General features: G+C 59.8%; 16 protein-coding genes. 5 read left to right on the top strand and 11 right to left on the bottom strand.

All coding sequences use genetic code 11. The features are described from left to right. Positions 1 to 201: 201 nt before the first annotated feature. The 3 genes from ASC74_RS27785 to ASC74_RS27775 are packed head-to-tail and all read left to right on the top strand — an operon-like array spanning position 202 to position 5,677. Entirely contained in the window at positions 202 to 1,446 is a 1,245-nt protein-coding gene (locus ASC74_RS27785) for an exonuclease SbcCD subunit D C-terminal domain-containing protein (protein WP_056745827.1), read from the top strand. Beyond that, a complete protein-coding gene (locus ASC74_RS27780) occupies positions 1,443 to 5,084 on the top strand; it encodes an AAA family ATPase (RefSeq protein ID WP_056745825.1) in 3,642 nt (1,213 codons plus the stop codon). The genes ASC74_RS27785 and ASC74_RS27780 overlap by 4 nt, the downstream gene beginning before the upstream one ends. Further along, positions 5,081 to 5,677, top strand: a complete 597-nt coding sequence (locus tag ASC74_RS27775; protein WP_056745823.1) for a glutathione S-transferase — start codon at positions 5,081 to 5,083, stop codon at positions 5,675 to 5,677. Before ASC74_RS27780 ends, ASC74_RS27775 begins: the two co-directional genes overlap by 4 nt. A 165-nt stretch (positions 5,678 to 5,842) precedes the next feature. Here ASC74_RS27775 and ASC74_RS27770 read toward each other — a convergent pair whose 3' ends face one another. From ASC74_RS27770 to ASC74_RS27735, 9 genes are all read right to left on the bottom strand, one after another. Next, positions 5,843 to 6,100 carry a hypothetical protein gene (locus ASC74_RS27770; protein WP_056745821.1) on the bottom strand — a complete coding sequence of 86 codons (258 nt, stop codon included), beginning with the start codon at positions 6,098 to 6,100 and terminating at the stop codon, positions 5,843 to 5,845. Next, entirely contained in the window at positions 6,097 to 6,309 is a 213-nt protein-coding gene (locus ASC74_RS27765; protein ID WP_056745819.1) for a hypothetical protein, read from the bottom strand. Before ASC74_RS27765 ends, ASC74_RS27770 begins: the two co-directional genes overlap by 4 nt. Positions 6,310 to 6,424: 115 nt before the next feature. Continuing rightward, entirely contained in the window at positions 6,425 to 6,550 is a 126-nt protein-coding gene (locus tag ASC74_RS32430) for a hypothetical protein (RefSeq protein WP_255141673.1), read from the bottom strand. Positions 6,551 to 6,758: 208 nt separating this feature from the next. After that, on the bottom strand, positions 6,759 to 6,938 hold the full coding sequence (locus tag ASC74_RS27760; protein ID WP_008157047.1) for a hypothetical protein: 180 nt from the start codon (positions 6,936 to 6,938) through the stop codon (positions 6,759 to 6,761). Between the two features lie 155 nt (positions 6,939 to 7,093). Continuing rightward, complete coding sequence (locus ASC74_RS27755) at positions 7,094 to 8,263, bottom strand: lactonase family protein (RefSeq protein WP_056745818.1); 1,170 nt, start codon at positions 8,261 to 8,263, stop codon at positions 7,094 to 7,096. Then, positions 8,256 to 8,552, bottom strand: coding sequence for a DUF5629 family protein (locus tag ASC74_RS27750; RefSeq protein WP_056745816.1), 297 nt, complete (start codon positions 8,550 to 8,552; stop codon positions 8,256 to 8,258). Before ASC74_RS27750 ends, ASC74_RS27755 begins: the two co-directional genes overlap by 8 nt. 215 nt (positions 8,553 to 8,767) lie before the next feature. Next, a complete protein-coding gene (locus ASC74_RS27745; protein ID WP_056745813.1) occupies positions 8,768 to 10,348 on the bottom strand; it encodes an aldehyde dehydrogenase (NADP(+)) in 1,581 nt (526 codons plus the stop codon). Positions 10,349 to 10,358: 10 nt separating this feature from the next. Next, on the bottom strand, positions 10,359 to 11,351 hold the full coding sequence (gene araD1 / locus ASC74_RS27740) for an AraD1 family protein (protein ID WP_056745812.1): 993 nt from the start codon (positions 11,349 to 11,351) through the stop codon (positions 10,359 to 10,361). A 151-nt stretch (positions 11,352 to 11,502) separates the two neighbouring features. Continuing rightward, entirely contained in the window at positions 11,503 to 12,825 is a 1,323-nt protein-coding gene (locus ASC74_RS27735) for an MFS transporter (protein ID WP_056745810.1), read from the bottom strand. Positions 12,826 to 13,018: 193 nt separating this feature from the next. Here ASC74_RS27735 and ASC74_RS27730 point away from each other — a divergent pair, with 193 nt between their 5' ends. Further along, the gene (locus ASC74_RS27730) at positions 13,019 to 14,755 is read left to right on the top strand and encodes an IlvD/Edd family dehydratase (protein ID WP_056745808.1); all 1,737 of its coding nucleotides are present in this window, start codon (positions 13,019 to 13,021) and stop codon (positions 14,753 to 14,755) included. Between the two features lie 185 nt (positions 14,756 to 14,940). Then, positions 14,941 to 15,660 carry a FadR/GntR family transcriptional regulator gene (locus ASC74_RS27725; protein ID WP_046049561.1) on the top strand — a complete coding sequence of 240 codons (720 nt, stop codon included), beginning with the start codon at positions 14,941 to 14,943 and terminating at the stop codon, positions 15,658 to 15,660. 172 nt (positions 15,661 to 15,832) lie between these two features. On the opposite strand, the gene ASC74_RS27720 is transcribed toward ASC74_RS27725, so the two are convergent. Together ASC74_RS27720 and ASC74_RS27715 are read right to left on the bottom strand one after the other, a co-directional pair. Beyond that, complete coding sequence (locus ASC74_RS27720; protein ID WP_046049562.1) at positions 15,833 to 18,217, bottom strand: efflux RND transporter permease subunit; 2,385 nt, start codon at positions 18,215 to 18,217, stop codon at positions 15,833 to 15,835. A gap of 28 nt (positions 18,218 to 18,245) precedes the next feature. Beyond that, the gene (locus ASC74_RS27715; protein ID WP_056745805.1) at positions 18,246 to 19,313 is read right to left on the bottom strand and encodes a WD40/YVTN/BNR-like repeat-containing protein; all 1,068 of its coding nucleotides are present in this window, start codon (positions 19,311 to 19,313) and stop codon (positions 18,246 to 18,248) included. Positions 19,314 to 20,473 lie beyond the last annotated feature (1,160 nt).

The following is a 20,473-nucleotide window of genomic DNA, read 5'->3' as shown; positions in this document are numbered from 1 at the left end:
GCAGTCGTAAATCCTGCTTGCATGGCTTGTCTGATACACCGCATGTGCTGATTTTGCGACTGCTGCGCAGCCGGACGCAGGCTTCGCCAGCTGCTACAAGGAGTCCGTGGCCACATCTACCGTGTTTGCCAGTAAACTCCCTCCCCTTTAGCCGCCATCATTTCCCTCGCGGCCATCACCTTATTTCCTACGGAGTTCACCTTGCGTCTGTTTCACACCTCCGACTGGCACCTCGGGCAGAACCTGCACGGCCAGGAACGCGATTTCGAACACGCCTGCTTTCTCGAATGGCTGCTGCGCCAGCTGAAGCTGGACCAGCCAGATGTGCTGCTGATCGCCGGCGATATCTTCGACACGGTCAATCCGCCGGTCAAAGCCCAGGAACGTCTCTACGATTTCATCGTCAGCGCCCATGAACAGCAGCCGAAGCTGACCATCGTGATGATCGCCGGCAACCACGATTCCGGCTCGCGCATTGAACTGCCCGCGCCGCTGATGCGGCGTTTGCGCACGCATGCGCTGGGTCGTGTGCTGTGGCTGGATGACGGTCAACTCGACGCCGAGCGCTTGTTGCTGCCATTACCGGATGCCAAGGGCAAAACCGTTGCCTGGTGCCTGGCGCTGCCGTTCCTGCGACCGGCAGAAGTGACCGGCGCGCACTTGGGCGACAACTACCTGCGCGGTATCGGTCAGGTTCACGAATGGCTGATCGAAGCCGCCAACGCCAAGCGCAAACCAGGTCAGGCGCTGATCGCTATCAGCCACGCGCACATGGCCGGTGGTTCGGTCTCGGAAGACTCCGAGCGCAGCCTGATCATCGGCAACGCCGAAGCGCTGCCCGCCAGCCTGTTCGGGCCGAGCATCAGTTACGTCGCCCTCGGCCACTTGCACAAGCCGCAGAAGGTCAATGGTGAAGAGCGTATCCGCTACAGCGGCTCGCCGATTCCGCTGTCGTTCTCCGAGATTGGCTATCAGCACCAAATTCTCGACATCCAACTGAAAGGCGAAACCCTGGTCAGCGTCGAACCCAAACTGATCCCCCGGGCGGTGAATCTGCAACGCATCGGTCCCGCGCCATTGGCGGAAATCCTGCTGCAACTGGCCGACTTGCCGAACATTGACCTGCTGGCCGATATCCAGCGCCAGCCGTGGCTGGAAGTTCGGGTGCGCCTCGATGAGCCGCAACCCGACTTGCGTTATCAAGTGGAAACCGCACTGCAAGGCAAAGCCGTTCGCCTGGTGCGGATCGCCGCTGAATACGCTGGCAATGGCAGCCGCGATGGCGTCGATGATGGCACGACCTTGATTGAACTCGACCAGCTCACGCCTCAGGAATTGTTCAGCCGCGCCTGGCAGGACAACTACGGCAGCGAGGTCGACGAGCAAACCCTCAAGGACTTCGCCGAGCTGTTGCAAGACGTGCAGATGGAGAGCGAACCAGCATGAAGATCCTCGCGATCCGCCTGAAAAACCTCGCCTCACTGGCCGGGCCTTTTGAAATCGACTTTACCGCTGAGCCGTTGGCCAGCGCCGGTCTGTTCGCGATCACCGGGCCGACCGGTGCCGGTAAAAGCACGTTGCTCGACGCCTTGTGCCTGGCGCTGTTCGGTGCTGTGCCTCGGCTGAGCAATGCTCAGGTGTCTGCCAAAGCGCCAGACGCCGACGGCGAGATCAGCACTGGCGACCCTCGCACGCTGCTGCGTCGCGGCACCGGTGAAGGTTATGCCGAAGTCGATTTCGTTGGCATCGATGGCCGTCGTTACCGCGCTCGCTGGGAGGCTAATCGAGCCCGGGAGAAGGCCGGCGGCAAGCTGCAAGCCAGCCGTCAGAGTTTGCGCGACATCGATCTGGATCAACTGCTGGCCAGTCAGAAAGTTGAATTCAAAACTCAGCTCGAATCCGTACTGGGCCTGAACTTCGAGCAATTCACCCGCGCGGTGCTGCTGGCCCAGAGCGAATTCAGTGCGTTCCTCAAGGCTAACGACAACGAACGTAGCGAACTGCTGGAAAAACTCACCGACACCGCGCTCTATACGCGCCTCGGTCGCCGGGCGTTCGACAAAACCAAAGAGGCTCGCGAAACCCACAAGCTGTTGCAGGACCAGGCCACCGGCGTGACGCCGCTGTCGCCAGAAGCCCGGGCAGAACTCGATGAACGCTTCAGCGAGGCTCAGCAGCAACTCAAGACCCAGCAAGCGCAACTCAAGCAACTAGAACTGCAACACACCTGGCTCAAGGAATTGCGCCAGTTGCAGGACGAGCAGCAGAGCGCCACCGAGCAGTTGCAATCGGCCCAGCAGCGTTGGGAAGTTCTGGCCGGCGAACGTTTGAAGCTGACTCGCCTGGAGCAACTGGCCCCGCAACGGCACCAGTTCGCCCGCAAGACAGAACTCACTGCCCAACTCACACCGCTGGCCGCGCAGATTCAGCAGCACACCCGACAGCAAACCGAACTGAATGAGCGTCAGGCGCAACTCGAACACAGCCTGAGCGCCGCGCAGACCGCGCTGGTCGAGGCCCAAAGCCAACACACCTCAAGCGCTCCACTGCTGCGTCAGGCCTTCGAAGCGCAAAGCACCCTCGCCCGTCTGGTCAAGGATGCAAGCCTCAGTGCCGACCTCAAGCAGCAGGCGGAACTGGCCTGCACTCAGGGCCAAAACACGATCCAAGGTTTGCTCGACCAACAGAAACAGGTCGCCGAACGTTTGCAGCGGATTGCCGGGGGGCTTGAGCAAAGCACCCCTCTGGCGCCGTTGAGCGATGCCTGGAACGCCTACCGTGATCGCCTGCAACAGCTGATGCTGATCGGCAATCGCCTGAACAAGGGTCAGGCCGAACTGGCCGCCCTGGAACAGAGCGCCGCTCGCGCTGCCGAGGACCTGTCCACCCAGCGCCAGAGCCTTGAAGTGCTGTACAAGGAAGCCGGTGCCGAACCGGAGGCAGTGGCCGAGCAGATCCGGATTCTCGGGAGTCTGTTGCAGGATAACCGCAAGCAACAGCGAGCCTTTGAAGAGCTGACGCGACTGTGGGCCAGTCAGCAGGAACTGGACAAGCGCGCGTCCGAACTCCAGCAGCGCCAGCTGAGCGCTCAGCAAGAACGAGAACGTCTGACCCAGGACGGCGTGAAAGCCAAGAGCGAGCTGGTCGTTGCCGAACAGACCCTGAGCGTCACCCGCGAGCTGCTGGAACGCCAGCGCCTGGCCCGCAGCGCCAGCGTCGAAGAGCTGCGCGAGCAGTTGCAGGACGATCAGCCGTGCCCGGTCTGTGGCAGCCCCGACCATCCCTATCATCAGCCCGAAGCCCTGCTGCAGAGCCTTGGCCGGCATGATGAAAGCGAACAGGCCAACGCCCAGAAAGCCGTCGACCTGTTGAAAGAAAAACTCACTGAACTGCGCGCTGAAGTGGGCGGCGTGATTGCCCAGCAAAAGGAGTTGCTGCAACAGCAAGAACACCTCGCGACCCAGCAGCAGAGCCTGGCACCGAGCCTTGAAGCACATCCGTTGTCTGCACAGCTGTTGACGCAGGATGCGGCTAAACGCGATGCCTGGCTGGTGCAGCAAAACAACCAGTTGAACCAAAGCATCACTCAGGACGAACAACGGCAAACCGCCCTGCTCACCCTGCAACAGGACGCCGCGCGCCTTCAACAGCAACTGCGTAGTGCTGAAGCGGCGAGCCAGCAAGCAGCCCAGCACCTGGCCAACCAGCAACGTGAGTTGAGCAGTGATCGCCAGCGTCTGGACGAGGAGTTGACGGCGTTCAGCACCCTGCTCCCGGCCGATACGCTGCAAGCGTTGCGCAACGAACCGGCTGCGACCTTCATGCAACTGGACCGGCAGATCACCCAGCGCCTGGAACAACTCGATCAGCAACGCGATGAACTCGGCGAACAGCAACAACGGCAGCAAACGCTGGAGAAAGAACAGGACCGCCAACTCACTCGCCTCCAGCAGTTGGAAACGGCCCGCCAGCAGTTCACCGCCCTCGCCGACCAGCAACAGGCCTGCCAGCAAAAACTCACGCAATTGCTCGGCGAACACAGCAGCGCCGAGCAGTGGCAGCAGCAACTGGATCAAGCCGTCGAACAGGCGCGCAATGCTGAAACGACGGCCAATCAGGAACTGCAAACCGTGCGTACGCGGCTGGTGCAGCTGGGCGCCGAACTCAAGGCCCAGCAGGAACGCTCGCAGGCACTGGAAACCGAAGATCGCGAGCTGAGCGGCAAGATTGCCGACTGGCGCGCATTGCATCCGGAACTGGATGACGGTGGTCTGGAAGATCTGCTGAGTGTCAACGACCAGCAGGTCAGCGAACTGCGCCGGCAATTGCAGCAAAGCGAAAAAGCCATCGAACAGACCAAGGTTCTGTTGCAGGAACGCGATCAGCGTCTGCTCAATCACCAGGCACAGCACAACGGCAATCTCGACGCCGAACAACTGGCGACAGCGCTTGCCGAGCTGCAAAACCTGTTCACCGCCAGCGAACACCGTTGCGCCGAACTGCGCGCCGAACAGGCTGAGGATCAGCGCCGGCAAAACGCCAATCAGGCCCTCGCGCAGCAGATTGCCGATGCCTACACCGAGTACCAGCGCTGGGCACGTTTGAATGCGCTGATCGGTTCGGCCACGGGCGACACCTTCCGCAAGATCGCCCAGGCCTACAACCTCGACCTGCTGGTGCATCACGCCAACGTTCAGTTACGGCAACTGGTGCGGCGCTATCGCCTCAAACGTGGCGGCAGCATGCTCGGTTTGTTGGTGATGGACACTGAGATGGGTGATGAACTGCGTTCGGTGCATTCGTTGTCCGGCGGCGAGACGTTCCTGGTGTCGCTGGCCCTGGCCTTGGGCCTGGCATCGATGGCATCGAGCACGCTGAAAATCGAATCGCTGTTCATCGATGAAGGCTTCGGCAGCCTTGATCCGGAATCCCTGCAACTGGCCATGGATGCTCTCGACGGCTTGCAAGCGCAGGGACGAAAAGTCGCGGTGATTTCACACGTGCAGGAAATGCATGAACGGATTCCGGTGCAGATTCAGGTCCGCCGTCAGGGCAACGGCCTGAGTACTCTGGAGGTGAAATGAATACGCTGTATTCCTTCCGCCGCTGCCCCTACGCGATGCGGGCACGCATGGCCCTGCGCTACTCCGGCGTGGCAGTGAACATTGTCGAGGTCAGCCTGAAGGCCAAACCTGCGGAGATGCTGGCGCTGTCGAGCAAAGGCACGGTGCCGGTGCTGAGCGTCGACGGTCAGGTGATCGATGAAAGCCTGGCGATCATGCACTGGGCCCTGGCGCAGAGCGATCCGCAGGATTGGTTGCTCAAGGATGACCCTGTCGGGCAGCAACTCATCGCCGAGCTGATCGAGGAAAACGATCAGGTGTTCAAGGTGCACCTGAATCGCTACAAGTACGCCGAGCGATACCCTGAGCAGCCAATGGCGTTTTATCGCGCCGAGGGCGAGGTGTTTTTGCGCAGGCTCGATGAGTTGCTGGAGGGACGCGACTACTTGCTGGCCGAGCATCCGAGTCTGGCGGATGTGGCACTGATGCCGTTCGTGCGGCAGTTCGCCCATGTCGATCGCGAGTGGTTCGGGCAGACGCCCTATCACCGTTTGCAGGCCTGGTTGCAGCGGTTTCTGGAGTCGGAGCTATTTATTGGCGTGATGGGCAAGTAGCCGCGCCGATCCCTGTAGCAGCTGGCGAAGCCTGCGTTCGGCTGCGAAGCAGTCGTAAATCCTGTATGTCAGATCTACTTGGAAGACCGCGTGCTCTGGTTTCACGACTGCTGCGCAGCCGAACGCAGGCTTCGCCAGCTGCTACAAGTGAGTCGTCTAGGCGACTCAGGCGAACACTGCACACATCTCCAACGCCGAGCAATCCACCTGAAACGGCCCGAAGAAATCGTCCTGGCGTTCGATTGGCGGATTGCCGGCCAGCAGCCCCAGGGCCTTCGCGGTTTCAATGTTGCGAGCAAGGTTGTGATTGGCTTCGATAGTCCGTGCCACCGACCCCGCCGAGCCCTGTCCGATCCCCAGCAAGGAAGATCCATTGGTCATGAACGCCAGGAAGGCGATGACCCAAAGTCTGTGCCCTTTCATGCTCCGGCGACTCCTGAGAGTTCAGTCTGATCGACCATCGCGTTTTGCGAACGGTGTTCAAACTGGATGCCGGGATGAGCGACTTGAATCGGCGCATCGAGGGTCTGTTGCGATTGAGGCGAGAGGCTGAAAACCAGCACCATGGCTACGTAAAGAGCGATAGCCAGGTAGGCGCCGTATTTGGCAGAAGTGATGATTGAGCTGGCCATGATGTTCTCCGCAGGCATGTTTTGATGCCCACAGAATCGATCAAAAAAGCGGCGATAACCACTCAGGGTTATCCATAGTGACCATCAGCTTCGTTGATCATTAAGCCAGACTATTTCAGTCTTCAATAAAACTCATCAAGCGCTCGCGGGCCGCATCCGGCTCGTCTGGAACGGGCTGGGCAGCCGAAAGAATGGGGGTGGAATAGAGAAACAGAAGAACCACGGCCAGACGCATTGCCATGCTGTCGATCCTTATCACAAGAAGGAGTCAAAAAATCAGCGTCAAATTTAAACTTATGGCCATGTGATATCAAGCAATACGTTGATAGCAATATGATGCTGTCGTAAACGCGTTATGCAGGAGCGACATCACTCAGGTTTCTCAAAGCTTTTCAGCTCGATCGGCGCAAGTGACTTCGCTCCTGCATAAAAGGTGCAGGGTTCAAATTTCAGGCTTGGGTCTTGTGATCCAGAGCCGCGTAAAAGTTGGCGCTCTGTTGCAGGTATTTCTGGGTGTAGCTTTGGGCGTGGGATTTTTTGTCGCTGATTTCAACGCTGGCGCTGGCTGGCAAAGCAACGGTGGCAGAGATAGCGGAAGCAGCAATTACGGAGAAGAGATTGAAGTTCATGGCGGTATTCCTCGTATTCAGTTGGCTTGCTTGCCCGGTGGGGCCGTGAAGCAAACTTAACCTTCGAGGTTGGCGCCTTGAAATCTTTTGTAGCATTAGCAGATATCAGCGTCATTAATAGAAGGATGCAGGCCCCATCAACCGGGGCCTGCGGCCTATTGACGCACCAGGAACTTGAGATCGCTCGGGGCATCCATCGGCAGTTTTTGCACGGTTTTACCCAGCAGGCCTGTCTTTGCATCGCGCTCGATGACAACAATCTGGTTGCTTTTCTGGTTGGCGATCAACAAGAACTTGCCACTCGGATCGAGGCTGAACTCACGCGGGTGGTCACCTTCTACGGAACGGCGCTGCAGCTCCTTGAGGTGCCCGGTCGCAGGATCGATGGCGAACACCAGCAGCTGATTGGCGGTGCCACGGTTGCTGACGTAGAGGAACTTGCCATCGCCCGACGCGTGAAGCGCAGCGGCTGCCTTGTCCGAAACGGGTTGACCCGTCGCCAACTCGACCATCTGCGTTTGCTTGAGTTGGCCGTCCTTGTAATCGAACACCGCAACCTGCGCACTCATTTCCATGGTCAGCCACGCGTGCTTGCCATCGGCGCTGAACAGCAGATGACGCGGCCCGCTACCGGGTGGCAACTGGACGGACGCCGGTGTGGCAGCGGTCAAGGGCAATTCCGGGTTGTCCTTGGGGTCGAAGCGGTAGGCAAAGATCTTGTCGGCGCCCAGGTCATTGGAGAACACATACTGGCCGTCCGGCGACGAAACCGTTGAATGCACGTGCGCCGACATCTGCCGCTCGGGATTGACCCGGCTCGATGGATGGCTGCTCATCTGCACCACCGGTTTCAGCTTGCCGTCGGCGTCCACCGGCAACACCGCCAGCGTGCCACCCGGATCTTCAGCCACCGAATAGTTGCTGACAAACAGGTGACTGGCTTCAACGCTGAGGCCCGAATGAGTCGGCTCGTTGCCCAGGCTCTGCACCTGATTGATCAGGCTCAGTTCATGGGTTTTCGGATCGATCGCATAACTGCTGACGCGCCCTACCGGATCGGTCTGTCCCGGGCCGTTTTCGTTGACCACGAACAGGTGACGCTGGTCCTTGGACAGGGTCAGCCAGGATGGGTTTTCGCTCTTGACCACTTGCAGCGGCTTGGCATCGATCTGCCCGGTAGCGCTGTCGAAGTTCAGGCGATAAATCCCCTGGCTTTGGCCGGCCGTGTAGGAGCCGACCAGCAACTGATAGTCGTCGGCGAATGCAGCCTGAAAACCCATCGCGCCGACGCTGCCGGCCATCAACAGTGGCCAGAGCTTACGCATCCTCATTCGCTTCTTCCTCGTCGTCATCACCGCGGAACGCGGTCATGCACACCAACCGGTGCTCGCCGGAACTGCCGGTGATCAGCCAGCTTTGCAGGGTTGGATCGAAGGTCGCGGCCTCGACTTCGGCCGGGGTGAACTCCCAGTGCTTGGACACACGACCGTCCAGGCATTCGATGTGCAGGTTATCGTCTTCATCAAGGGAGAATTCGAAGGCGTGCAGCCCGTCGATTTCCACCATATCGCAGTGTTCGAGGGTGGCGAGCAAGGTGTCGGTTGGGGCGGTCATGGCAGTCAATCTTTGAATGGGAAAGACGCAATGATAGCTCAATGTGGGAGCGGTCCAGTGCCAGTCACAAAACTCAAAGACGACATCGAACAAATGTGGGAGCGGCGGTGCGACGATTCGACTTGCTCGCGAAAGCGGTGTAACAGTCAAAGATTAGTCGACTGACGCTCCGCTTTCGCGAGCAAGCCCGCTCCCACAGGGGGTTGTGCTCGCAGTTAGAGGGCGCCGCGGGACGGTTGTCCGTCCACCAGGCGTTGAATACGCAGCGGATTGCCATTCTTCAACGCCTCCGGCAGCAAGCTGTCGGGGTAGTTCTGGAAGCACACCGGGCGCAGAAAGCGGTCGATGGCCAAGGTGCCCACCGACGTACCGCGCGCATCGGAAGTTGCCGGATACGGCCCGCCGTGGACCATCGAATCGCAGACTTCCACGCCGGTCGGATAGCCGTTGAGCAGGATCCGTCCGACCTTCTGCTCCAGCAACGGCGTCAGCTCAGCGAACTGCTCAAAGTCCGCCGGCTCGCCAATGATCGTCGCCGTCAGCTGCCCATGCAGACCGTTCAACGCGGCACTCAGTTGCGCCTGATCGGCGACTTCGACAAACACCGTGGTCGGGCCGAACACTTCTTCCTGCAGCACTTCATCGCCATTGATCAACAGGCTGACATCGGCCTTGAACAGCTGCGGCTGGGCTTGATTCCCTGCCTGCGGGCTGCCGGCCAAGTGCTCGATGCCCGGATGGGCGAGCAACTTTTGCAGACCTTGGCCATAGCTGCTCAAGGTCCCGGCATTGAGCATGGTCTGCGCCGGTTGATCGCCCATCAGTCCTGCGACCTGCTGAACGAACGCGCTGAACTGCGGCGAGCGAATACCGATCACCAAACCGGGATTGGTGCAGAACTGACCGCCGCCCTGAACCACCGAAGCGGTCAGGTCGCGGGCGACCGATTCGGCGCGAACTTGCAGCGCCTGGGGCAACACGATCACCGGGTTGATGCTCGACATCTCGGCAAACACCGGAATCGGTTGTGGACGCGCGGCAGCCATGTCGCACAACGCGCGACCACCCTTGAGCGAACCGGTAAAGCCTACCGCCTGAATCGCCGGATGCTTGACCAGCGCTTCGCCGACCCCACCGCCGTAGATCATGTTGAACACGCCGGCCGGCATCCCGGTTTTTTCTGCGGCGCGAATGATCGCGTCGGCCACCCGTTCGGCTGTGGCCATGTGACCGCTGTGGGCCTTGAACACCACCGGGCAACCGGCGGCCAACGCCGACGCGGTGTCGCCGCCCGCCGTGGAAAACGCCAACGGAAAGTTACTCGCACCGAACACCGCGACTGGCCCAAGGCCGATGCGGTATTGGCGCAGGTCCGGACGCGGCAACGGTTTGCGCTCCGGCAGTGCCTGATCAATCCGCGCCCCATAGAAATCACCGCGACGCAGCACTTTGGCGAACAGGCGCATCTGGCCGCTGGTGCGACCGCGCTCGCCTTGAATCCGTGCGGCAGGCAGCGCGGTTTCGCGGCAGACCAGCGCTACAAAGTCATCACCCAGCGCGTCCAGTTCGTCGGCAATCGCGTCGAGAAATTGCGCTCGGCGTTCGGCGCTCAGGCTGCGATAGGCCGGGTAGGCGGCAGCGGCAGCCTTGGCGGCGGCATCGACTTCTTCGAGGGTGGCCTGGTGGAAACTGTAAGGCAGGTTTTCGCCGGTGCTGGCATTAACGCTGTTGACGATGATTTCGCCGGCAGCGCTGCGCTGACCGCCGATGTAGTTGTGACCAAGAATCTGGGTCATGCCTATCTCCTTAAAGGGTGCCAACGGTGCCAGGCTCGAACGCCGCTTCAACCGGTGCAATCCCGTTGATCAACGGTGCACCGAACTCGGTCTGACTGATCTCGAACACATCACCCGGCCGGGTGCGAATGCCGTCGGCAAAGGACAGGGTCGCAGTGCCGAAGAAGTGAATGTGCACATCGCCCGGGCGCAGGAACTGGCTGTATTTGAAATGGTGGTACTCGAGGTTTTCCAGGCTGTGGCACATGTTGGCCTCGCCACTGAGAAACTCGTTCTGCCACAGCACTTCACCGTCACGCAGGATACGGCTGGTGCCTGCCAGATGCTCCGGCAGTTCACCGACCCGAAGTTCCGGGCCATAACTGCAACTGCGCAATTTCGAGTGGGCCAGGTAGAGGTAATTTTTGCGTTCCATCACGTGATCGGAGAATTCATTGCCCACGGCAAAACCGAGTCGATACGGTTTGCCGTCGTGGCCGATGACGTAGAGTCCACTGAGTTCCGGCTCCTCCCCCGCGTCTTCGGCGAACGGCGGCAGCGGAAACGGTTGGCCCGGACGCACGACGATGCTGCCGTCGCCCTTGTAGAACCATTCCGGTTGTACGCCGGCCTGCCCCGCTACCGGTTTGCCGCCCTCCACGCCCCATTTGAAGATGCGCATGGTGTCGGTCATCGCCGCTTCGTCGCCAACTTGCTGATGCATCTTGTCCCGCGCCGACGCACTGCCCAGATGGGTCAGGCCCGTACCGCTGACCAGCATGTGCGCCGGGTCCGGGTGATCCAGCGGTGGCAGGATGCGCAACGTGGCCAACAGTTCTGCATAGTCATGGCTGATGCTCAGGCCCAGGGTTTTCACCTGTTGCTCAAGATTGACGCCCGCCTCGATCGCCGCCAACGCCAGGTCGCGAACGGTGCGCGCGCCCTGCACTTCGCGCACCAGACTGTCTTCGACCACGCCTACCCGGCGCTCGCCGTTACTCAATTCGAACTGAACTAAACGCATGATTTTCTCCTGTAAACAAAATTCGAAAACACCGTCGATCAAGTGTGGGAGCGGGCTTGCTCGCGAAAGCGCTGTGTCAGCCAACATCAATGTTGAATGGAAGACCGCATTCGCGAGCAAGCCCGCTCCCACAAGGGATCTGTGTGATGGCTCAGGTGCGGGTAGCGCCTCGGGCGCTGGCAGCGAACTGATCGGCCGGCAATACGTGCTTGCGCTCCAGCAACCGATAAACCACACCGGTCAACACCAGCCCGAACACCATCACACCAGACAAGAAGTACAGGCCCGAAGCCAGGTTGCCGGTGTATTCCTTGAGCGCGCCGATCACGAACGGACCGATGTAGCCGCCGAGGTTGCCCACCGAGTTGATCAAGGCGATCCCGGCCGCCGCACTGGCCCCGGCAAAGAAGCGGCCCGGCAAGGTCCAGAACACCGCGGTGCAGGAAAACAGCGCGAAGGCCACCAGGCACAACGCCGTCAGTTGCAGCACCGGTACGGTCAGCCAGGCGCTAAGGAACAAGCCGATGGCACCCAATACGTAAAGCACCGCCAAGTGGCCGTAGCGATCATTCAAACGGTCGGAACTGCGCGGAATGATCAGCAACCCGATGATCCCGAAGATGTACGGCACCGACGACACGAAACCGGTCACCAGATCCGTGCCACCGAACTGCTTGATCAGGGTCGGCAACCACAAGCCCAGGCCGTAGATACTCAGGGTCACCGGCAGATAGAACAGCGCCAGCAGCAACACACGTTTGTCCTTGAGGGCGTGCAACGGATTGCCGTGGCGGGTCTGGCCGTATTCCTCGAGATCCTTTTTCAGTTCCCCGGTCAGCCAATCCTTTTCGGCCTGGTCCATCCACTTCACCTGTTTCGGGCCGTCCGGCAGGTAACGCAGCACCGGCCAGGTCAACAGGATCGCCGGGGTGCCGATGACGATGAACAACCACTGCCAGCCATGCAGGCCAAGAATGCCGTCCATGCCGAGCAGACCGCCGGACACCGGACCGGTGATCAACATGGCGATGGGTTGGGAAAGGATGAACAACCCGAGGATCTTGCCGCGATGGCGCACCGGGAACCACTGGGTGATGTAGTAGAGAACGCCCGGAAAGAACCCGGCTTCCGCCGCGCCGAGCAGAAAGCGCATTACATAGAAACTGTGCGGCCCCTGGACGAAGGCCATACCGATGGTGATGGCGCCCCAGGTGACCATGATCCGCGCGAACCAGCGCCGCGCGCCAAAGCGTTCGAGCATCAGGTTGCTGGGGATTTCCAGCAGGAAATAGCCAATGAAAAACAGCCCGGCACCCAAGCCGTAAGCCGCATCACCGATGCCGAGGTCGGCGCCCATGTGCAATTTGGCGAAGCCTACGGCGGAGCGATCCACATAGGCGATCAGGTACAGCAGGATCAGGAAGGGAATCAGTTTCAGCGTAATGCGACGAATAAGCCGCAGTTCCTGGCTCATGAGATCGGTCTCCGATTGTTGTTGTTATAGAACCTCAGGGGACGCCTCTCGCGGAAAACCGCCAGGGCAATCCCTCCATTGAAACGGACTATATAGTAATACTATTTACGCAACAACACTTCCAAACGGCCGAATTTGCGCTTATGTTACGCCTCAGTTCGAACAATATAGTCATACAATAAGAGAATCGATCATGTCTGATAAGAAACCCACCCTGCGCTCCGCCCAATGGTTTGGCACTGCCGACAAGAACGGCTTCATGTACCGCAGCTGGATGAAGAATCAGGGCATCGCCGACCACCAGTTCCACGGCAAGCCGATCATCGGCATCTGCAACACCTGGTCGGAACTGACCCCGTGCAACGCGCATTTCCGCCAGATTGCGGAGCACGTCAAACGTGGGGTGATCGAGGCTGGTGGCTTTCCCGTGGAATTCCCGGTGTTCTCCAACGGCGAGTCGAACCTGCGTCCGACCGCCATGCTCACTCGCAACCTGGCGAGCATGGACGTCGAAGAAGCGATTCGCGGCAACCCGATTGACGGTGTTGTGCTGCTGACCGGTTGCGACAAAACCACCCCGGCGTTGTTGATGGGCGCGGCCAGTTGCGACGTGCCGGCGATCGTCGTCACCGGCGGGCCGATGCTCAACGGCAAACACAAGGGCCAGGACATCGGCTCGGGCACCGTGGTCTGGCAGCTCAGTGAACAGGTGAAAGCCGGTACGATTACCATCGACGATTTCCTTGCCGCCGAGGGTGGCATGTCCCGCTCGGCCGGTACGTGCAACACCATGGGCACCGCGTCGACCATGGCCTGCATGGCTGAAGCACTGGGCACTTCCCTGCCCCACAACGCGGCGATTCCAGCGGTCGATGCGCGTCGTTATGTGCTGGCGCACATGTCCGGCATGCGCGCGGTGGAGATGGTTCGCGAAGATTTGAAGCTGTCGAAAATCCTCACCAAAGAGGCCTTCGAAAACGCCATTCGGGTGAACGCGGCCATTGGTGGTTCGACCAACGCCGTGATCCACTTGAAAGCCATTGCCGGGCGCATCGGTGTTGAGCTGGATCTGGATGACTGGACCCGCATCGGTCGCGGCATGCCGACCATCGTCGACCTGCAACCGTCCGGACGCTTCCTGATGGAAGAGTTCTACTACGCCGGTGGCCTTCCAGCGGTGCTGCGTCGCCTGGGTGAAGCCAACCTGATTCCGCATCCGAATGCCCTGACCGTCAACGGCAAGACCCTCGGCGAGAACACCAAGGACGCACCGATCTACGGTCAGGACGAAGTGATCCGCACCCTCGACAACCCGATCCGCGCCGACGGCGGCATCTGTGTGTTGCGCGGGAATCTGGCGCCACTGGGCGCGGTGCTCAAGCCCTCCGCCGCCAGTGCCGAACTGATGCAACATCGCGGGCGGGCGGTGGTGTTCGAGAACTTCGACATGTACAAGGCGCGGATCAACGATCCGGAGCTGGAGGTGGATGCCAGCTCGATTCTGGTGATGAAGAACTGCGGTCCGAAGGGTTATCCGGGCATGGCCGAAGTCGGCAACATGGGCTTGCCGGCCAAGTTGCTCGCTCAGGGTGTGACAGACATGGTGCGCATTTCCGATGCGCGCATGAGCGGCACGGCGTACGGCACTGTCGTTCTGCACGTAGCCCCGGAAGCGGCCGCTGGCGGGCCTTTGGCGACCGTGAAGGAAGGTGACTGGATCGAACTCGACTGCGCCAACGGTCGTCTGCACCTGGACATTCCCGACGCCGAACTGGCGGCGCGCATGGCTGATCTGCAACCGCCGCAGCAATTGATCGTGGGTGGTTATCGTCAGCTGTACATCGACCATGTGCTGCAGGCGGATCAGGGTTGCGATTTCGACTTCTTGGTCGGTTGCCGAGGCTCTGAAGTACCGCGCCRCTCCCACTAACACCACAAATCCCTTGTGGGAGCGGGCTTGCTCGCGAAGGCGGTCGATCATCCAACATTAATGTTGAATGTGCGGCCCTCTTCGCGAGCAAGCCCGCTCCCACATTTGATCTATGCCCGCCTCAAGATCGCGTCGCGCCTGTTATCATGCGCGGCACCCCATCGCCCAGGATCGCGCCGTTCCCCATGGATTACCGCAAACCCTCCGACCGCAAAAGCATGCACTCGCGCATCGTCCAGGAACTGGGCATGCAGATCGTTTCCGGACGCTTCAAGCCGTGTGACAAACTGCCCGCCGAAGCCCTGCTGTGCGAGGAGTACGCGGTCAGCCGTCCAGTCCTGCGCGAAGCCACCCGGGTATTGGTCGCCAAGGGTCTGGTGTATTCCCGTCCGCGAGTGGGCACGGTGGTCAAGCAGCGCAAGGAATGGCACATGCTCGATCCCGATGTGCTGCATTGGCTGATGCAAAGCAGCCCGCAAAATGAATTCTTCGATTTGCTGACCAGCGTGCGCAGCATCATCGAACCCGCAGCGGCCGCCCTCGCTGCGCAGTTCGCCACGGACGCTGACATCGCCTCCATTGGTGAAGCCTATCAACGCATGGAAGCGGCACCGACACCGGAGGCGCTGCTGCAACCGGACCTGGATTTCCATAGCCGCATCGCCGATGCGACCCATAACGACTTGCTGGCCAACTTGTGCAACATGCTGTCGGTGGCGATTGCCGAAGCCTTGAAGCATTCCAACCAGCGACCGAATCTGCATGAACTGGCATTGCCCCGGCACAAGGCGATTCTGACGGCGATCGAGAACCGGGATGCACTGGGTGCGCGGCATGCCACGCTGGTGCAGCTGGATGATGCGCGTAGTGCGTTGAATGCGGTGCTGGGTACCGATTTGTCATAAAAGCAAAGTCAAAAGATCGCAGCCTTCGGCAGCTCCTACAGGTAACGCGTGCAACGTTGAATTGCGGGCGTACTCGGTCCATGTAGGAGCTGCCGAAGGCTGCGATCTTTTGATCTCCACGCACATAAAAAAGCCGCAACCATGGTTGCGGCTTTTTTATTTCAGCCTGGGATCAGTGAGCAAACAACGAATTGCCCTTCTGCCCCGCCAATTTCTCCGGTTTGATCAGGAACCGCGCCAGCGCTGGCAACAGCCACAGTGCGCCGAACATGTTCCAGAGCAGCATGAAGGTCAGCATCAGCCCCATGTCGGCCTGGAACTTGATGGCCGAGAAAATCCAGGTGCACACGCCGATCGCCAGGCACAGGCCGGTGAACAACACGGCTTTACCGGTGGACTTCAGCGTCTGGTAGTACGCCTCTTGCAACGGCAGGCCCGCACGCAGGAAGCTTTCCAGACGGCTGTAGATGTAGATCCCGTAATCCACGCCAATCCCCACCCCGAGTGCCACAACCGGCAGGGTTGCGACTTTCACGCCGATGCCCATGAAGGCCATCAGGGCGTTGCCGAGTACCGAAGTCAGTACCAGCGGCAGCACGATGCACAGCGTCGCCGCCCAGGAACGGAAGGTGATCATGCACATGGTCGCGACGCAGATGTACACCAGGATCAGGATGGTCAGCTCGGATTCCTTGATCACCTCGTTGGTGGCGGCCTCGATCCCGGCGTTACCGGCGGCGAGGATGAATTCCAGGCCTTCCTTGTTGTTCTCCTTGGCGAAGTCCTGCACCGCATGCACGGCGCGATCCAGCGTGGCGGCCTTGTGATCGTTGAGGAACACCAGCACCGGCGCCAGGGAGCAACTGTTGTTGTACAGGCCATCAGCCCGGGCGATCGAGTTGTTCAGCACGTCCGGGTTACGCGACAGGGTTTCCCATTTCAGGTTGCCCTCGTTCATGCCCTTGATCATCTGCTTGGACACGGTCACCAGCGAGATCGCGGACTGCACGCCCTCGGTGTTCTGCATCTTCCACATCAGCTCGTCGATCGGCGCCATGGCTTCGTAGCGCGAGCAGCCTTCGGACTTGGTCTTGACCATCACCACCAACACGTCGGAACTGGTGGAGTAATTGCTGATGATGAAGTTGTTGTCCTTGTTGTAGCGCGAGTCCGGACGCAGTTCCGGAGCGCCTTGATCGAGGTCACCGATTTTCAGGTTCTGGCTGTACCAGAGGCCACCGCTGAAGGCCAACAAGGCCAAAACAATCGACACTGGCGCCACTTTCGGGCTGGCAAAATTCGACAGCAGACGCCAGAACGGGTGTTCGCGGTGCGCGTCTTTCTTGCTGCGTTCGACGGCGCGTTTGCTGATGCCAACGTAGGAAATCGCCACGGGCAGCAGAATCAGGTTGGTGAACACGATCACCGCCACGCCGATGGAGGCGCCGATGGCCAGCTCACGAATCACACCGATATCGATGATCAGCAGCGTGATGAAACCCACCGCATCCGCGAGGATCGCAATCATCCCCGGCAGGAACAGCTGACGGAACGTGCGCCGCGCGGCAGTCAGTGCGTTGTCCGCCTCGCTGGACTGCAAGGCAATACCGTTGATCTTCTGCACACCATGGGAAATACCAATGGCGAAAATCAGGAACGGCACCAGCATCGAGTAGGGATCGAGCCCGAAGCCAAAGAAGTGCATCAAGCCGAGCTGCCAGACCACCGCCACCAGCGTCGTACTCAACACCGCCACGGTGCTGCGCATGCAGTTGGTGAACCAGTAGAGCAGGATCAACGTGATGATGAAGGCGACGCCGAAGAACATCACCACCATGACTAGGCCATCGATCAGGTCGCCGACTTTCTTGGCGAAACCGACGATGTGGATCTGCACGTTGGGGTTCTGGGCTTCGAACTTGTTGCGGATCTTGTCTTCGAGTTCGTGAGAGAACTTGCGATAGTCCAGCGCCAGCAACTTGCCCTGGTCTTGCGGGTCCGGGTAGGACTCCAGCAGCGGGATATCGACAATGCTCGACTTGAAGTCGTTGGCCACCAGACGCCCGACCTGACCGGACTTGAGCACGTTGTTGCGCAACAGGTCGAGGCTTTGCTGGGAGCCGTTGTAGCTCTGCGGAATCACTTCACCACCGGCGAAGCCCTCCTCTGTCACTTCGGTCCAGCGTACGCTCGGGCTCCACAGCGACTTGAGGCCGGAACGGTCAACTCCGGAGATGTAGAACACCTCGTCGTTGATCTGACGCAGCGTCTCCATGTACTCCTTGGAGAAGATGTCGCCATCAGTGGCTTCCACCGAGATGCGCACCGTGTTGCCCAGGTTCGCCAGATCGTTGCGATGCTCCATCATCTTTTGAATGAACGGATGCTCGAGCGGGATCATTTTTTCGAAACTGGTGGACGGCCGAATCAGCGTCGCCTGCCAGAACAGGAAAATACTGACCAGCAGGCAGATGACGATCACTGCCGGGCGATTGTTGAAAATCAGGCGTTCGAGAAACGTCGCCTTGTCATGATGATGAGTGCTCAAGGATGTCATAGACCCGCCTTCTTATTATTTGCCCGGCTCATTTGGACGACCCATTTTTTCCATTCTCTGCGCCGGTTGGCGAGGTGACGCGAACGCCACCCTGTCCTGCCAGAATCAGATTGCCGTTGCCCGCTGCGGTGACTGCCGAAACGGAAATGCGATCCGGACGGTTGAACACGCTGAAGGTTTCGCCGTTGTCGTCGCTGCGGATCACCGAGCCACCATTGCCGACGATCACGATGGAACCGTCGTCGAGCAGCGTCGCGCCAGACAAACCGAATTCCAGCGCACCGCGAGCGGCCTTGAGTTCAACCGGCTCCCAGGTCGTGCCGAAATCGATGGAGCGAAACAGATTGCCCCGCAGCCCGTAGGCCAGCAGCGTGTTGGCTTGAGCGGTGCCGATCACGCCAAACAGCGAGCCCTCATAGGGACCTTCAAGCTTCTCCCAGGTCTGACCCCAGTCGGTGGAGCGGAACATGCTGCCCTGCTCACCGACGATGAACAGACCGGAATCCTTGACCGCAGCGATGGCGTTGAGGTGGTACTGGTCTTCGTTGTCGAGGCGATCGCTGACATCTTCCCAGTTCTTGCCACCGTCGGTGGTGGCCAGCAACGCGCCGTAAGCGCCCACGGCAAAGCCGCTGTTGACGTCCTGGAACCAGACGTCGAGCAGCGGCGATTCGCGTTTCAGGTCTTCGAATTGCTTGGTCCAGGTGACGCCACCGTCCTCGCTCGCGAGGATCTGCGCATCATGGCCGACGGCCCAACCGTGTTTGTCGTCGACGAAATACACCGACGTCAGCAGTTGCCGCGTCGGCACCTTGGCTTGGGTCCAGGTCGCGCCCTGGTCATCGGAATACAAAATGTGCCCGCGATCCCCGACCGCCACCAGACGCTTGCCGGCGTGCACGACGTCGAGCATCAGGCTCTTGCTGGCTTTGGCAGATTCAACGGAATAAACAATGTCGGATGCTGGCGCAGCAGCGGCCAGCGCAGGTGCCGACAGCACGGCACAGCCCAACAGCGAGAGCGCTGTAGCCAGCAACGCGAATTTGCGTAATGCCGGCGGGCGGCAGATACCCACACCCATGACAGGCTCACTCATAGACCTTCCCCCATTATTATTGTTAGGTCGTTCAACCTTTCTGGGCGCCATAAGGGGTGCTCTTTGCGATTGCCTTTTCTGGAGCATAGTCCTGAAATACGCAATCTAGAGCCCCTTCGGAAGCTGGCTTATCCTATCGGGGTTTGGAAAGGTCTGACAATCGACGCCACGTTATGTTTTGTTAACCTGGGCGATATGCGGGTTGGCTGAATGTTTGGGTATCAGATGCGGTGATTGGTTGGTGTGTATATCCGTTGCTGCGGTAACGGCTGATTATGGTTTCGCTCTTACAGCGACTCACTTTTCCAGACGCCGAAAAGTAAGCAAAAGGCTTCGCCTCGGCGTACGGCGCCTCGCTAAAGCTCCGCGCTCCCTCGCTACGGTGTCCATCAGGGGGCATCGCCTACGGTCTGCTTCGCGACGACCTCCTCTCGATGTGTGCGGCTTCGCCGCACGGCGCTACGCGCCTAACCCCCTGATGAACACCTCCACTCGGCCTGCCGAAGGGGCGAAAGATCAAAAGCAGAATCAAGATCTAAAGCCACAGCCACAGCCACAGCAAGATCAAAAGATCGCAGCCTCGTTTCACTCGACAGCTCCTACAGGGGATGGGTGTACACCCGCCCTTCACCACTCAACAGGCCGAGCGTTAGCTCGCCNTCAAAAGATCGCAGCCTCGTTTCACTCGACAGCTCCTACAGGGGATGGGTGTACACCCGCCCTTCACCACTCAACAGGCCGAGCGTTAGCTCGCCAGCCGCTCTTGATCTTGATTCACCCGCCCCTTCGGGAGGCTGAGTGGAGGTGTTCATCTGGGGGGTAGGCGCGCAGCGCCGTTCGACGAAGTCGAACGCATCGAGAGGAGGTCGTCGCGAAGCAGACCGTAGGCGATGCCCCCAGATGGATACCGGAGCGAAGGAACGCCGAGCCCAAGCGAGGGGCCGGACGCTTGGGGCGAGCGTTTTTTTGCTTACTTTTTTTAGGCGCTTCCCTCCGTGTCAGGCTACCTGTCGCCCTTGTTGATTGACTCAATCATTCAAGAGGGCGAAGGTGAATAACAAATGTCCAAAATGGGCAAGCGATACGAAAGCGACTTCAAAGACTGGGTCGTTCTGCAAATGATGCCGCCCCTCAATCGATCAGTGGCAGAACTTGCCGTT

The sequence above is a fragment of the Pseudomonas sp. Root329 genome (genome assembly GCF_001424925.1).
In the GTDB taxonomy this organism is placed as follows: domain Bacteria; phylum Pseudomonadota; class Gammaproteobacteria; order Pseudomonadales; family Pseudomonadaceae; genus Aquipseudomonas; species Aquipseudomonas arabinosi.
Note: the sequence above shows the minus strand (reverse complement) of the source record. Positions and strands in the feature narration are given on the sequence as shown.